This is a genomic window from Agrococcus baldri, from assembly GCA_900114805.1.
In the GTDB taxonomy this organism is placed as follows: domain Bacteria; phylum Actinomycetota; class Actinomycetes; order Actinomycetales; family Microbacteriaceae; genus Agrococcus; species Agrococcus baldri.
In genome coordinates, this window is the sequence record FOZN01000004.1 from 329,208 (window position 1) to 343,039 (window position 13,832).

The 13,832-nt window shown below is 72.7% G+C and carries 11 protein-coding genes; all 11 read right to left on the minus strand.

All coding sequences use genetic code 11. The features are described from left to right. Positions 1 to 58: 58 nt before the first annotated feature. Entirely contained in the window at positions 59 to 1,510 is a 1,452-nt protein-coding gene (locus BM288_RS13235) for a glutamate synthase subunit beta (RefSeq protein WP_092919531.1), read from the minus strand. After that, entirely contained in the window at positions 1,503 to 6,083 is a 4,581-nt protein-coding gene (gene gltB, locus BM288_RS13240) for a glutamate synthase large subunit (protein WP_404799725.1), read from the minus strand. The genes BM288_RS13235 and gltB overlap by 8 nt, the downstream gene beginning before the upstream one ends. 77 nt (positions 6,084 to 6,160) lie before the next feature. Continuing rightward, entirely contained in the window at positions 6,161 to 7,348 is a 1,188-nt protein-coding gene (lgt, locus tag BM288_RS13245) for a prolipoprotein diacylglyceryl transferase (protein WP_318255580.1), read from the minus strand. After that, positions 7,345 to 8,196: a tryptophan synthase subunit alpha gene (gene trpA, locus BM288_RS13250; protein WP_092919533.1), complete on the minus strand. Its 852-nt coding sequence runs from the start codon at positions 8,194 to 8,196 to the stop codon at positions 7,345 to 7,347. The genes lgt and trpA overlap by 4 nt, the downstream gene beginning before the upstream one ends. Continuing rightward, positions 8,193 to 9,440: a tryptophan synthase subunit beta gene (gene trpB, locus BM288_RS13255; protein WP_092919535.1), complete on the minus strand. Its 1,248-nt coding sequence runs from the start codon at positions 9,438 to 9,440 to the stop codon at positions 8,193 to 8,195. The genes trpA and trpB overlap by 4 nt, the downstream gene beginning before the upstream one ends. Further along, on the minus strand, positions 9,437 to 10,225 hold the full coding sequence (trpC, locus tag BM288_RS13260) for an indole-3-glycerol phosphate synthase TrpC (protein WP_092919537.1): 789 nt from the start codon (positions 10,223 to 10,225) through the stop codon (positions 9,437 to 9,439). The genes trpB and trpC overlap by 4 nt, the downstream gene beginning before the upstream one ends. A gap of 2 nt (positions 10,226 to 10,227) precedes the next feature. Further along, positions 10,228 to 10,446: a DUF6704 family protein gene (locus BM288_RS13265; RefSeq protein WP_092919841.1), complete on the minus strand. Its 219-nt coding sequence runs from the start codon at positions 10,444 to 10,446 to the stop codon at positions 10,228 to 10,230. 110 nt (positions 10,447 to 10,556) lie between these two features. Then, positions 10,557 to 11,117, minus strand: a complete 561-nt coding sequence (locus tag BM288_RS13270) for a Trp biosynthesis-associated membrane protein (RefSeq protein WP_092919539.1) — start codon at positions 11,115 to 11,117, stop codon at positions 10,557 to 10,559. Then, positions 11,114 to 12,643, minus strand: coding sequence for a chorismate-binding protein (locus BM288_RS13275; RefSeq protein WP_092919541.1), 1,530 nt, complete (start codon positions 12,641 to 12,643; stop codon positions 11,114 to 11,116). The genes BM288_RS13270 and BM288_RS13275 overlap by 4 nt, the downstream gene beginning before the upstream one ends. Then, a complete protein-coding gene (gene hisI / locus BM288_RS13280) occupies positions 12,640 to 13,008 on the minus strand; it encodes a phosphoribosyl-AMP cyclohydrolase (RefSeq protein WP_318255581.1) in 369 nt (122 codons plus the stop codon). Before hisI ends, BM288_RS13275 begins: the two co-directional genes overlap by 4 nt. A gap of 38 nt (positions 13,009 to 13,046) precedes the next feature. Beyond that, positions 13,047 to 13,805 (minus strand): imidazole glycerol phosphate synthase subunit HisF, encoded by a 759-nt coding sequence (hisF, locus tag BM288_RS13285; RefSeq protein WP_092919543.1) that lies wholly within the window; start codon positions 13,803 to 13,805, stop codon positions 13,047 to 13,049. Positions 13,806 to 13,832 lie beyond the last annotated feature (27 nt).

Genomic DNA, 13,832 nt, shown 5'->3' on the forward strand with positions numbered 1-13,832 from the left:
CCATCCTGCCAGGCGGATGCGCGGGGCGCGCCCGCGCATCCGCCCGGCAGGTGGGTGGTCAGGCCGCGAACGGCCGGTCGGTCGCCCGCACGGGCGCGGGCAGCTCGCTCGAGCCCTCCAGGTAGGCGTCGACCGCCGCCGCCGCCGCGCGGCCCTCGGCGATCGCCCACACGATGAGAGACGCGCCGCGGCCCGCGTCGCCGGCGACGAAGACGCCGGGCCGCTCGGTCGAGTAGTCGGGGCGCCGCTGCGGCAGGCCGCGCTCGAACGGGACGCCGAGCGCCTCGCCGATGGACGCATCCGCCCCCGTGAACCCCAGCGCCAGCAGCACCAGGTCGGCGGGGATCTCGCGCTCGGTGCCGGCCTTGGGCCGGCGGGTGCCGTCGACGATCTCGGTATCGGCGATCTTGAGCGCGCGCACCTCGCCGGCCGCATTGGCGAGGAACTCGACGGTGGAGGCGAGGTAGGTGCGCTCGCCGCCCTCCTCGTGGCTGGTCTGCACCTCGAACAGGTTCGGGTGCACGGGCCAGGGCTGGTGCTCGGGCCGCTCGGTGGGCGGCTGCACGCCGATCGCGAGGTTGGTGACCGACAGCGCCCCCTGCCGGTGCGCGGTGCCGATGCAGTCGGAGCCGGTGTCGCCGCCGCCGAGCACCACCACGTGCTTGCCCTGCGCGGTGATCTGGTTGGCGGGCTCGGTGCCGGCGACCGCGCGGTTCTGCTGCACCAGGTAGGTCATCGCCGGGTGGACGCCGTCGAGGCCGCGGCCGGGGATGTCGAGCTCGCGCGCAGCCGGTGCGCCGGTGGCGACCACGATCGCGTCGAAGCGCTCGTGCAGCTCGTCCCAGCCGATATCGCGGCCGATCTCGATGCCGGCGCGGAAGCGGGTGCCCTCGGCCTGCATCTGGGCGAGCCGCGCATCGATGGTGTGCTTCTCGAGCTTGAAGTCGGGGATGCCGTAGCGCAGCAGGCCGCCGATGCGGTCGTCGCGCTCGTAGACGGCGACGGTGTGGCCGGCGCGCGTGAGCTGCTGGGCGGCGGCGAGCCCGGCGGGGCCGGAGCCGACCACCGCGACCGTCTTGCCGGTGAGGCGCGCGGGCGGGTGCGGCTCGGTCCAGCCGTTGGCGAAAGCCTCGTCGGCGATCGTCTGCTCGATCGACTTGATCGTCACCGCCGGCTGGTTGATGCCCAGCACGCACGAGGACTCGCACGGCGCCGGGCACAGCCGCCCGGTGAGCTCCGGGAAGTTGTTGGTCGCGTGCAGGCGGTCGCTCGCGGCGCGCCCCTCGCCGCGCCAGGTGAGGTCGTTCCACTCGGGGATGAGGTTGCCGAGCGGGCAGCCCTGGTGGCAGAAGGGCACGCCGCAGTCCATGCAGCGGCCCGCCTGCCGCTTGAGCACGGCCCGGTCGCCCGGCTCGCCGATCTCGCGCCAGTCGAGGATGCGCACCGGCACCGGGCGCTTCTTGGGGAGCTCTCGCTCCGTCACCTTCAGGAATCCACGAGGATCAGCCACCGGTCACCTCCAGGATCTTGCGCCAGATGTTGTCGGAATCGGGATCGACGCCGGCCCGCTCGGCATCCAGGCGGATGTCGCGGACGGCGGCCCAGTCGCGCGGGACGAGCTTCGCGATGCGCTGCAGGTCGGTCGCCAGCAGTGCCTCGGCGACGGCCGAGCCGGTCAGCTCCAGGTGCCGGGAGAGGATGGCGCGCAGCTCGATGCGGTCCTCCTCCTGCAGCGGGTCGATGCGCAGCTCGCCCTGATGGAGGGCGTCCTGGTTCAGCAGCCGCCGGTCGAGGTCGAGGATGTAGGCGCAGCCGCCGGACATGCCGGCGCCGATGTTGCGTCCGGTGGTGCCGAGGATGACGGCGATGCCGCCGGTCATGTACTCGAGCGCGTGGTCGCCGGCGCCCTCGCAGACGGCGGTCGCGCCGGAGTTGCGCACCAGGAAGCGCTCGCCCACGACGCCGCGCAGGTAGAGCTCGCCGCTGGTGGCGCCGTAGCCGATCACGTTGCCGGCGATGACGTTGTGCTCGGCGACCAGCGCGGCGTCCTCGGGCGGGCGCACGGTGACGAGGCCGCCGGAGAGCCCCTTGCCGACGTAGTCGTTGGCGTCGCCGTGCAGCCGCAGCGCGATGCCGCGCGGGATGAAGGCGCCCAGCGACTGGCCGGCGGAGCCGCGCAGCGTCAGGTCGATGGTGCCGGGTTCGAGCCCGGCCTCCCCCGCGCGCCGGGTGACGGCGTTGCCGAGCATGGCGCCGACCGCGCGGTCGGTGTTCGCGATCTCCAGGTCGAGCACCAGCGGCTCCCCCGCCTCCAGGGCGCGCTCGAGCTGCGGCAGCAGCGCGGTGTCGAGCTGCTGCTCGAGCTCGTGGTCCTGCGAGGTCATGCGGCGCGGCGCACCCTTCGCGCCGGCCGGCTGCGCGAGCACCGGCGCGAGGTCGAGGCCGGCGGCCTTCCAGTGGCGGATGGCCGGGTCGACGTCGAGCAGGTCGGCGCGGCCGATCGCCTCGTCGAGCGATCGCAGCCCCAGCGAGGCGAGCAGCTCGCGCACCTGCTGCGCCAGGAACTCGAAGAACTGCACCACGAACTCGGGCTTGCCGGTGAAGCGCTCGCGCAGCACCGGGTTCTGCGTGGCGACCCCCACCGGGCAGGTGTCGAGGTGGCAGACGCGCATCATGATGCAGCCCGAGACCACCAGCGGCGCGGTGGCGAAGCCGAACTCCTCCGCCCCCAGCAGCGCGCCGATGATGACGTCGCGGCCGGTCTTCAGCTGCCCGTCGACCTGCACGCTGACGCGTTCGCGCAGCCCGTTGACCATCAGCGTGTGCTGCGTCTCGGCGAGCCCGATCTCCCACGGGGTGCCGGCGTGCTTGAGCGAGTTCAGCGGGCTGGCGCCGGTGCCGCCGTCGTGGCCGGAGACCAGCACGACGTCGGCCTTCGCCTTCGCCACGCCCGCCGCGACCGCGCCGATGCCCGACTGCGAGACGAGCTTCACGTGCACCCGGGCGGATGCGTTGGCGCGCTTGAGATCGAAGATCAGCTGCTTGAGGTCCTCGATCGAGTAGATGTCGTGGTGCGGCGGCGGTGAGATGAGACCGACGCCGGCGGTCGCGTGCCGTGTGCGGGCCACCCAGGGGTAGACCTTGCCGGGCGGCAGCTGCCCGCCCTCGCCGGGCTTGGCGCCCTGCGCCATCTTGATCTGCAGGTCGTCGGCGTGCGTGAGATACATGCTGGTGACGCCGAAGCGGCCGGAGGCCACCTGCTTGATGGCGCTGCGGCGCTCGGGGTCGAGCAGCCGCTCGACATCCTCGCCGCCCTCTCCGGTGTTCGACTTCGCGCCCAGCCGGTTCATGGCGATCGCGAGCGTCTCGTGCGCCTCCTGCGAGATCGAGCCGTAGCTCATCGCCCCGGTGGAGAAGCGCGTGACGATGGACGCGACCGACTCGACCTCGTCGATCGGCACGGGCGTCACCGCATCCGTCCTGAACCGCATGAGGCCGCGCAGCGTCTGCAGCTGCTCGGCCTGGTCGTCGACGAGCCTCGTGTACTCCTGGAAGACCTCGTAGCGACCCGTGCGGGTGGAGTGCTGCAGCTTGAAGACCGTCTCGGGGCTGAACAGGTGCGGAGCGCCGTCGCGGCGCCACTGATACTCGCCGCCGGTCGCCAGCCGCTCGTGCGCGAAGGGCGCCCGCTCGTCGGGGTAGGCGGCGCGGTGGCGCAGCCGGTTCTCCTCGGCGATCACGTCGAGACCGACGCCGCCCAGCGGTGAGTGGGTGCCGGTGAAGTAGCGGTCGACGAGCGCCTGCGAGAGCCCGATGGCCTCGAACGCCTGCGCGCCGCCGTACGAGCCGACGGTCGAGATGCCCATCTTCGACATGATCTTCATGACGCCCTTGCCGAGCGCGTTGATGAGGTTGCGCACGGCCGTCTCGACGTCGGCGCCCAGCTGCCCGGTGAGAGCCAGCTGCTCGGCGGTCTCCATCGCGAGGTACGGGTTCACGGCGCTCGCCCCGTAGCCGATCAGCAGCGCCACGTGGTGCACCTCGCGCACGTCGCCGGCCTCCACCACGATGCCCACGCGCATCCGGGTGGATGCGCGGATCAGGTGGTGGTGCACGGCACTCGTCATCAGCAGGGTCGGGATGGGCGCGAGCTGGTCGGTGGAGTCGCGGTCGGAGAGGATGACGTACTGCGCCCCGTCGACGATGGCCTCGTCGACCTCGCGGCAGATCTCGGCAAGCCGCCGCTCCATCGCCTCTGCCTGCGTGACCGCCGGGCCGTCGTCGACCCGGTAGAGCCCCTTGACCACCACGGTGCGGCGGGAGCCGGGCGTGCGGTCGATGGAGCGGATCTTCGCCAGCGCGTCGTTGTCGATGACCGGGAAGTCGAGGATGATCTGGCTCGCGTGCGAGGGCGTCGCGGTGAGCAGGTTGCGCACCGGGCCGAGCCCCATCGACATGCTCGTCACGATCGACTCGCGCAGCGAGTCCAGCGGCGGGTTCGTCACCTGCGCGAAGGCCTGCGTGAAGTAGTCGAACAGCAGCCGCGGCCGGTCGGCCAGCACCGCGACGGGCGTGTCGGAGCCCATCGCGCCCAGCGGCTCGGCGCCGGACTTGGCCATCGGCCCGATGAGGATCTTCACCTCCTCCTCGGTGTAGCCGAAGGTGCGCTGACGACGGGTGACGGATGCGGCGGTGTGGGCCACGTGCTCGCGGTCGGGCAGCTCGGCGAGGTGGATGCGGCTCGACTCGAGCCACTCGCCCCACGGCTCCATCTGCGCGAGCTCGCGCTTGATCTCCTCATCCGGCACGACGCGGCCGGCCTCGGTGTCGACCAGGAAGAGCACGCCGGGCTGCAGCCGCCCGCGCCGGACGACCCTGCTGGGCTCGATCGGCAGCACGCCCGTCTCCGACGCCAGCACGATCAGTCCGTCGGAGGTCTCGAGCCAGCGGCCGGGCCGCAGGCCGTTGCGGTCGAGGGTGGCGCCGACGACGGAGCCGTCGGTGAAGCTGATGGCGGCCGGGCCGTCCCACGGCTCCATGAGCAGCGAGTGGTACTCGGCGAACTCGCGCAGCCTGCGAGGCATCTCGGGCTGGTTCTCCCACGCGGGCGGCACCATCATCATCACCGCGTGCGGCAGCGAGCGGCCGGCGAGCGTGAGCAGCTCCAGCACCTCGTCGAAGGAGGCGGAGTCGCTCATGCCGGGCGTGACGATGGGCTTGAGCGGCCGCAGGTCGCCCAGCAGCTCGCTCGCCAGCTGCGACTCGCGGGCGCGCATCCAGTTGCGGTTGCCCTCGACCGTGTTGATCTCGCCGTTGTGGGCGATCATGCGCAACGGCTGCGCGAGCGGCCAGGAGGGGAAGGTGTTGGTGGAGTACCGGGAGTGGACGATCGCGAGCTTCGTCTCGAAGCGCTCGTCCGAGAGATCGGGGTAGAACGGCTCCAGCTGGAGCGTGGTGACCATGCCCTTGTAGGTGATGGTGCGGCTCGAGAGCGAGGGCAGGTACTCCCCCAGCTCGCGCTCGATGCGCTTGCGCAGCCGCCAGGTGAGCCGGTCGAGCTCGATGCCCGTCGTCGGGCCGTTGGCTCCGGTCACGAAGAGCTGGTGGATGGCCGGCATGGCCTCCCGGGCGAGCGTGCCGAGCGCGTCGGGGACGGTCGGCACCTCGCGCCAGCCGAGCACCCGCAGGCGCTCCTGGCCGGCGAGCTCCCAGATGCGCTCCTGCACGCTCTCGCGCTCTGCCTGCTCCAGTGGCAGGAAGGCGAGGCCTGCGGCGTAGGTGCCCGCCTCTGGGAGGTCGAAGTCCACCACGGCCCGCAGGAACGCATCCGGCATCTGGGTGAGGATGCCCGCGCCGTCGCCGGTGCCTGCGTCGGAGCCGACCGCGCCGCGGTGCTCCAGGTTGCGCAGCGCTTCGAGCGCCAGCGCCACGATGTCGTGGCCTGCCGTCCCCCGCGTCGTGGCGACCATCGCCAAGCCGCATGAGTCGCGTTCGTGCTTGGGGTGGTACATGCCTGTCGCGGCCGGCAGGCCGAGGCCCCGCGAGGTGAAGGCCCCGTTCGAGAGATCGCTGATCGTGCGCATATGTGCTCCTGTGCTGTGCGTGCTGCGGGTCGGAGCGGGACGCCATCGGCCCGCAGCGCGCTCAGGGGCGCGCAGTCCTATCTGATGGGGGCCGCGGGTTCTGCGGCGGGCTCAGCCTCGTCCTGGGTGCGGGTCTCGGGGAGCTCGGTGTAGACGTCAGAATCTACACCCTCTTCCGCCCCCGGCTCGCGCCCGGGCTGCCACGGCGAGGGCTCGAGGCCCGGGTGGCGGCGGGTCTGCACCACCCACACGACCACGCCGACGGCGATCGCGAGGAAGGCCATCCAGACGTTCGTGCGGATGCCCAGCAGCAGCTCGGACGGGTCGAGGCGGATTGTCTCGAACACCGAGCGGCCCAGGCCGTACCAGATCAGGTAGAGCGCGATCAGGCGGCCCCACTGCACGTCGCGCTTGCGGTCGAGCCACAGCAGCAGCACGGCGCCCAGCACGTTCCAGACGATCTCGTACGCGAAGGTGGGGTGGAAGAGCGTCTCCGGCGGCAGGCCGACCGGGAACGCCGGGTTGGTGGCCTCGATCTCGAGGCCCCAGGGCAGCTCGGTGGGCTGGCCGAAGAGCTCGTGGTTGAACCAGTTGCCGAGCCGGCCGAAGGCCTGCGCCAGCAGCAGGCCGGGGGCGAGCGCGTCGACGAAGGTGGTGAAGCGCACGCCGGTGGTGCGGCAGCCGATCCAGATGCCGACCGCGCCGCCGATGAGGGCGCCGAAGATCGCGATGCCGCCCTCCCAGATGTAGAACGCGGTGATCGGGTCGCGGCCGACGCCGAAGTAGTCGTCGGGGTGGGTGAGCACGTGGAACAGGCGTGCGGCGGCGATGCCCAGCAGCACCGCCCACACGGCGATGTCGATCACGTAGCCGGCGTCGACGCCGCGCTGCCGCAGCCGGTAGCCGGTGAGGAGCGTGGCGATCACGATGCCGGCGAGGATGCACAGCGCGTAGGTCTGCACGCCCCAGCTGGGGCCGACGAAGCGCAGCAGGAAGGCGAGCACGACCCCGAACAGCAGGCTCATCAGCAGCGTCCAGCCGGCGTCCTTGCGGGTCAGGCTGCCGGTGAACAGCCAGATGCCGAGCACCACCACCGCGATGACGATGCCCAGCACGATGCCCACCAGCACCGCGCCGAGCACCGAGCCCTGCACGAGCGGCATGATGCCGAGCGCCTCGAGCCACTGGCCGATGGCCAGCTGCTGCCACTCGGGGCTGGGACTGGGGATGCTCTGCAGCAGTGCTGCTCCGGACTGGCTTGTCACGCGGGGATGCCCTTCTCTGCTGGTGCCGGCGTCGCCGGGCCGCCGTCGAGTGTACCGAGCGCGAGCGAGGCGGCCAGTTCGCGGAGCGCGGGCACGCCGCCCTCGCCGAGCGCCCGCACGAGCGCCGAGCCCACGATGGCGCCGTCGGCGTAGTCGAGAACCTGCCGCACGTGCTCGCCGGTGGAGATGCCGACGCCGACGCAGCGCAGCGTGTCGCGGCCGAGCGCCTCGGCACGCGCCGCGATGCGGTCGGCGAGCGCCCTGGCGGCCTGGTCGACATCCGCCCTGGTGCCGGTCGTGCCCATGGTCGAGACCGTGTAGACGAAGCCGGTGGATGCGTCGATGACGGCGTCGAGGCGCGCGTCGGAGGAGGAGGGGGCCGCGAGGAAGACGCGGTCGAGGTGGTGCCGCTTCGCCGCCGCCAGCCACTCGGCGGCGTTCTCGGGCGTGAGGTCGGGCGTGATGAGGCCTGCTCCCCCGGCGGCCGCGAAGCGCTCCGCGAAGCGGTCGACGCCGTAGCGCAGCACCGGGTTCCAGTAGGTCATCACCAGCAGCGGGATGTCGGTGCGCGCGCTGATCGCCTCGAGCGTCTGGAAGAGCTCCTCGAGCCGGAAGCCGCGCTCGAGCGTCGCCTGCGTGGCGGCCTGGATGACCGGGCCGTCCATGCCGGGGTCGCTGTACGGCACGCCCAGCTCGACTGCGGTGAAGCCGGCCTCAGCGAGCGCGACGACCGCCTCGACGCAGGTGGCCTGGTCGGGGTAGCCGACCGGCAGGTAGCCGATCAGGGCCCGCGTGCCGGTGGCACGGATGGCGGCCTCGGTGGTGCTCGGTGCCTGCTCGTGGCTCACTGCTGCTGCGCTCCTTCGTCGAGCATGTCGAACCAGCGGCCGGCGGTCGCGACGTCCTTATCGCCGCGGCCGGAGAGCGAGACGACCAGCGTCGAGCCCGGCTGCTCCTTCGCGAGCCGCAGCGCACCGGCGACCGCGTGCGCCGACTCGATGGCGGGGATGATGCCCTCGGCGCGGGTGAGCGCCAGGAACGCATCCATCGCCTCCGCGTCGCTCACCGGCAGGTACTCCGCCCGGCCGATGTCGTGCAGCCAGGCATGCTGGGGTCCGACGCCCGGGTAGTCGAGGCCGGCGGAGATGGAGTGCGACTCGAGCGTCTGGCCGTCGTCGTCCTGCAGCAGGTAGGTGCGCATGCCGTGCAGCAGGCCCGGGGCGCCGCGCTCGATGGAGAGCGCGTGCCGCTCGGTGTCGGCGCCGTCGCCGGCGGCCTCCAGGCCGATCAGGCGCACGCCCTCGTCGTCCAGGAAGGCGTCGAAGATGCCCATCGCGTTCGAGCCGCCGCCGACGCAGGCGAGCACGGCGTCGGGCAGGCCGCCGGTCATCGCGATGGTCTGCTCGCGCGCCTCCTCGCCGATGGCGCGGTGGAAGTCGCGCACCATCTCGGGGAACGGGTGCGGGCCGGCCACGGTGCCCATCAGGTAGTGCGTGGTGTCGACGTTCGCGACCCAGTCGCGCAGGCCCTCGTTGATCGCGTCCTTGAGCGTGCGGGAGCCGCTCGTCACGGGCACGACCTCCGCGCCCAGCAGCCGCATGCGGGCGACGTTGAGCGCCTGGCGCTCGGTGTCGACCTCGCCCATGTAGACGACGCACTCCATGCCGAACAGCGCCGCCGCCGTTGCGGTCGCGACGCCGTGCTGGCCGGCGCCGGTCTCGGCGATCAGCCGGGTCTTGCCCAGCCGCTGCGCGACGAGCGCCTGGCCGAGCACGTTGTTGATCTTGTGGCTGCCGGTGTGGTTGAGATCCTCGCGCTTGAGCAGGATGCGCGCGCCCGCCTGCTCGCTGAGTCGCGTCGCCTCGGTCAGCAGCGAGGGCCGCCCCGTGTAGTCGCGCGACAGCCGCACGAACTCCGCCTGGAAGGCCGGGTCGGTGCGGCACTGCTCGTAGCAGGTGGTGAGCTCATCGATCGCCGCCATCAGCGGCTCCGGCATGTAGACGCCGCCGTAGGGGCCGTACCAGGGGCCATGCTGGTCGCGCAGCCGCTCGGTGCCGGTTCTGTCGGCGCCGGTCGTGCTCGTGTCGGTCATGATGCCCTTCCGAATTCGGCGACGCGAGCCTCGGGGTCGCCGTGGGTGACCAGCGCCTCGCCGACCAGCACCGCATCCGCCCCGTCACGCCGGTAGCGCGCCACGTCCTCCGCCTCGCGCACGCCCGATTCGGCGACCGCGACGGTGCCGGCGGGGATGCGCGCCCGCAGCTCGCCGAAGCGGCCCGGGTGCATCGTGAAGGTCTTGAGGTCGCGGGTGTTGACGCCCAGGATGCGCGCGTCGACCTCGAGCGCGGCATCGATCTCGTGCTCGTCGTGCACCTCGACCAGCACGGACAGGCCGAGCTCGCGCGCGAAGGCGTGCAGCTGGGCGAGCCGTGCGGGCGTGAGCGAGGCGACGATGAGCAGCGCCAGGTCGGCGCCGAAGGCGCGCGCCTCGAGCAGCTGGTACTCGTCGGCGATGAAGTCCTTGCGCAGCACCGGCACCGACACGGCGGCGCGCACCGCCCGCAGGTCGTCGAGCGAGCCGAGGAAACGGCGCTCCTCGGTGAGCACGCTGATCGCGCTCGCCCCGCCGGCGGCGTAGCTGGCGGCGAGCGATGCGGGCTCGGGGATGTCGGCAAGCGGGCCCTTCGAGGGGCTGGCGCGCTTCACCTCGGCGATGATGTGCGGGCCGTCGGAGTCGGTCTTCGGCGTGCCGAGGATGGCGGCCGCGTCGAGCGGCTGCGGCGTCGAGAGCGCGATCGACTCCAGGCGGGCCGTCGGCAGGCTCTCGCGCCGCCGTGCCGCATCCTCGAGCGCGCCCGCAGTGAGCGCGTCGAGCACGGTCAGTGGTCCTGCACGCCGAGACCGGCCCGAGCGAGGATCGGCCAGAGCACGGCGCCGATCACCAGCAGGCCGGCGCTCGCCCACACCAGCATCGGCAGGTCGAGGAAGAAGAACAGGGTGCCGAACAGCACCGCGACGAGCATGACCACGACACTCGCCCAGGCGGCCTTCGAGTTGCCGTGGCCCGGGTCGACGAACGCCGGGTCGTAGTCGGCCACGTGCAGCTGTGCCGCGTGGTCGTCGCTGATGCCGTTGCTGCGTGCGTTCACGATGCTCCTCGGGTGAATCCGGTCGAAGTCGGGGCGCGCCGGGTGCGCCTCGCAGCAGTCTACCGAGTCGGATCCTCGCCGTCGTCCATGACATCCCACGCGAGGCCGGATCCGCTGCGCTCGTAGCGGGCGGTGCGCTTGGCGCGCGCTGGCCAGCGGTGCGCGGTGGCGAGCACCCACAGCGCGGCCACGATCGCGACCCAGCCGGCGGCGGTGCCGAAGCCGGCGGCGCCCTCGAGCGTGCGGGCGGCGATCTCCGCGCCCTGCGCCGTGCCCGAGAGGCCGGTCGCCTCGGCCACGAGCGCGTCGAGCGCCGCCGCCACCCCGACCCGCGCGCCGGTGACGTGCAGGATGAGCCCGGCGCCCAGCAGCAGCGCCAGCACGCCCAGCACGTGCCGCCAGATGCGGCCGGCGATCGGCAGCACGATCGCGAGCACCGCGCAGGCGAGCGACATGATCGTCAGCGCCCCGGCGAGCTCCTGGCCGGTGGCCGTGAGCACCCGGCCGTCGACGAGCGTCGCGCTCACCCACGGCTGGGTGGCGGCGATCAGTCCGAGCGCCGCCGCCAGCAGCAGCGCGAGCGCGGCGAGCAGCCTGCCGCGGGTCAGCAGCCTGGTCACGGTCGCGTCCGCATCGACGACGCCACCGCGACCGCCCGCAGCGGCGCGGCCGCCTTGCTGCGCACCTCCTGCAGCTCGGTCTCCGGGTCGCTGTCGGCGACCAGGCCGGCGCCCGACTGCACGTGCGCGACGCCGGCCCGCATGGTGACCGTGCGGATCGCGATCGCAAGATCCGCATCCCCCGCCAGGTCGAACCATCCGACCACCCCGCCGTAGACGCCGCGCTGGGCGCTCTCGAGCTCGTCGATCAGCTCGAGCGCGCGCGGCTTCGGCGCACCGGAGAGGGTGCCGGCGGGGAAGGTGGCGCGGAAGGCGTCCACTGCCGAGGCGTCGGGCCGCATCGCGCCCTCGACGGTCGAGACGATGTGCATGATGTGGCTGAAGCGCTCGATCGCCATCAGCTCCGTCACCGCGACGCTGCCGGGCACGCACACCTTCGCGAGGTCGTTGCGGGCGAGGTCGACGAGCATGACGTGCTCGGCGCGCTCCTTCGGGTCGGCCAGCAGCTCCTCCCCCAGGTCGCGGTCGGCGGATGCGTCGGCGCCGCGCGGGCGCGACCCCGCGATCGGGTGCATGGTCGCCCGCCCCTCGTGCACCGTCACGAGCGCCTCGGGGCTCGAGCCGACCACCGCGTAGGGCTCGCCGTCGGCGGTCTCGAGGCTCAGCAGGTAGAGGTAGGGCGAGGGGTTCAGCATGCGCAGCACCCGGTAGACCTCGAGCGGGTCGGCGTCGGTGGGCAGGTCGAAGCGCGAGGAGAGCACCACCTGGAAGACGTCGCCGTCGACGATGTGCCGCTTCGAGGCCTCGACCATGCCCCGGTAGTCCTCGGCGCTGACGCGCGCGCTGGGCCGCGGCTCGGCCTCGCGGTCGAGCGCGGCGATCGAGCCGGGCTGCGGCCGCGTGAGCTCCTCCTCGAGCGCGTCGAGCCGGGTCTGCGCGTCGCGCCACAGCGCATCCGCGTCGTCGGTGCCGTCGTTCAGCACGTTCGCGACCAGGTGCGCGGCGCCCGTGCGGTGGTCGAGCACCACGAGGGTGGCGGCGAGCGACATGGCGATGGCCGGCACGTCGACATCGCGCTCGGGCGCGTCGGGCAGGTGCTCGAGCTCGCGCACGGCCTCCCAGCCGATGTGGCCGATCATGCCGCTGGTCAGGCGCGGCAGGCCGGGGATGCGCGGGGTCGCCCAACGGCGCAGCACGTGCTCGACGGTGGCGAGGCCGCCCGCCGGCGCGTCCTCGCCCAGCAGGCGCTCGGCGCTGACGAGCTTGGAGCGCCACTCGACGCGGCCGCGATCGGCGGTCAGCTGCCCGAAGGAGGCGACGCCGACGAAGGAGTAGCGGTTCCAGACGCCCTGCTGCGCCGACTCGAGCAGGAAGCTGCCGGGGCGGCCCGCGCCGTCTGGCCCCTGGGCGAGCCGCCGGTAGACGCCCACGGGCGTCTCGGCGTCGAGGAAGACCTCGCGCACGACCGGCACGATGCGGTGGCCGGGCAGCAGCGCGTCGAAGGCGGGGCGGTCGGTGTCGGTCACGCCCGCTCCCCTGCTCCGTCGGTCCGAGGCGGGTGGGCCATCGGGATGGGCGTGAAGAAGCACGAGCGCGCGCCGGTGTGGCAGGCGGGCCCGGTCTGCTCGACCCGGATAAGGATGGCGTCGCCGTCGCAGTCGAGCGCGATCGATCGCGGCACCTGGATGTTGCCGCTGGTGTCGCCCTTGCGCCAGTACTCCTGCCGCGACCGCGACCAGAAGGTGACGCGACCCTCGGTGGCGGTGCGGCGCAGCGCCTCGTCGTCCATGTGGCCGACCATCAGCACGTCGCCGTTCGCGTCGTCCTGGATGACCGCGGCGACCAGCCCGTCGGCGTCCTTCTTCAGTGTCGGCAGCTCGAGCTCGCTCATCGCACCCTCACCCGTGTTCATCGCACCGTCACCCGTGTTCATCGCACCGTCACCCCGGCATCCGCCATCGCCTGCTTGACCTCGCTGATCGTGCACTGCCCGCTGTGGAAGATGCTGGCGGCGAGCACGGCATCTGCCCCTGCTTCCACCGCGGGCGCGAAGTGCGCCGGCTCGCCCGCACCGCCGGAGGCGATCACGGGCGTCGTGGCAGCCGCGCGCACGAGGCGCAGCAGCTCGAGGTCGAAGCCCTCCTTCGTGCCGTCGGCGTCGATGGAGTTCACCAGCAGCTCGCCGACACCGCGCGCGACACCCTCCTCCGCCCAGGCGATGGCGTCGAGCCCGGCACCGCGGGAGCCGCCGTGCGTCGTGACCTCGAAGCCGCTCGGCATCTCGGCCGACCGGCGCACGTCGAGCGAGAGCACCAGCACCTGCGAGCCGAAGTCGGCCACGATGCGGTCGATGAGCGTCGGGTCGGCGATGGCCGCCGAGTTCACGCCCACCTTGTCGGCGCCGTGCGCCAGCAGCCGGGCGACGTCGTCGCGCTCGCGCACGCCGCCGCCGACGGTGAGCGGGATGAAGATCTGCTCGGCGCAGCGCTCGACCACGTCGAGCATCGTGCCGCGGTCGTCGACGGTCGCCTTCACGTCGAGGAAGGTGAGCTCGTCGGCGCCCTGCTCGGCGTAGCGGGCGGCGAGCTCGACCGGGTCGCCCTGGTCGGTGAGGCCCTGGAACTTGACGCCCTTGACGACGCGGCCGTGCGCGACGTCGAGGCAGGGGATGACGCGGGTGGCGAGCATCGGGAGACTCCTGTCGGAAGCGGTCGG